This is a genomic window from Mesorhizobium sp. M2A.F.Ca.ET.037.01.1.1, assembly GCF_003998075.1.
Lineage (GTDB): Bacteria > Pseudomonadota > Alphaproteobacteria > Rhizobiales > Rhizobiaceae > Mesorhizobium.
The window spans coordinates 1-854 of sequence record NZ_RZSA01001567.1; the positions used below are offsets into that span (position 1 = coordinate 1).

1 pseudogene is annotated in these 854 nt (G+C 67.9%); it reads left to right on the top strand.

The window, feature by feature from the left end:
- Positions 1 to 854: pseudogene (locus EOA27_RS41310) on the top strand (SPOR domain-containing protein); the annotation flags it as partial.

The following is an 854-nucleotide window of genomic DNA, read 5'->3' on the forward strand; positions in this document are numbered from 1 at the left end:
CCGCTGCTTATGACGATCTGGACGCGGAATTCGCGAGCCTGCTCACCGACATGAACGCGACGGAGATCGCGTCGGCGCCCGTGCAGAACCGTGGCTATGACGACGAAACCTACAGCGCCGGCTTCAATGGCTATGACCGTCGCGACTTGCGGGCCGAGGCTCCGGCGGCTCCGCCCGCTCAGGCTTCCTTCGCTGCCGCGAACGACTACGACGCCGACGAATTGCCCGGCAGCCGGCCGGTCTCACAGGCGGACGAATTCGCTACCGACGATCTCGATTACGATCCTGAGCTTGAAGAGGCGATGGCGATCCCCGGGCTTGCCGAGCGTGAGGCGGCGCAGCCGCGCCGTCGCGGCATGATGATCGCGGGGCTGGTCGGCGCCGTGGTGGTTCTCGGCGGCCTTGGCGCGCTGGCCTTCTCCTTCGGAGGCAAGGGCGGCAGCGAGGCTCCGGTGATCGTCAAGGCCGACAATTCGCCGATCAAGGTGAAGCCCGAAAATCCGGGTGGCGCGGTGGTGCCGAACCAGGACAACAAGGTTTATGACGCGGTCGCCAAGGGCGGCGGCGCGGCAAAGCCTGCCGAGCCGGTGCAGCAGAAGCTGGTGAACACCACCGAACAGCCCGTCGACCTGGCCTCGAAGGAACCGCCGCCGAGCCGCGTGGTCGATCTTTCGCCCAACGACAACGACGCCGCGGCCGGCACTGATGCTGCCGGCAATACAAGCTCGGCGTTGCCCGGCGTCGAACAAGCCGCTGTGCCCGAAAGCGCCCAGCCTGCCGCACCGGCAAGCGCGCAGCCGGCCGCGCCGGCGCGTCCGTCCGATCAGCCGGTCGATATCGTCGGCGAGGTCAAG